Here is a 266-nt window from a genome sequence, read left to right on the forward strand (position 1 = left end):
AACGCGACACTCGCTATCGAGATGTCCGGCAATAGCGCAGACTTCTCGGGAGGCGCGATTTCACGCGGGACCCGCTCCATGTTGCCCCACAACATGACCGCGCCCCGCCAGGTCCCTATGGCCAGGGTGCGCGCGTCGGGACTGAATTCCAGATCCCTCACGTAATCGTCTAGCCGCATGCGGGAGTCCTCCCGACCGGTGCGCGCATTCCACCGCCAAACTGTCGCCGCGAGCCCATCTGCGGTGCGTTCACTCACCGCAGAAGC

Annotated in this window: 1 protein-coding gene; it reads right to left on the bottom strand. The window is 64.7% G+C overall.

What is annotated here, in order from left to right; genetic code table 11:
- Positions 1–257 (bottom strand): hypothetical protein (locus ACWGPE_RS18665; protein ID WP_452049258.1); only part of this gene is annotated, 257 nt, incomplete at its 3' end.
- Between the last annotated feature and the right edge of the window lie 9 nt (positions 258–266).

The sequence above is a fragment of the Agromyces sp. NPDC055658 genome (assembly GCF_053618155.1).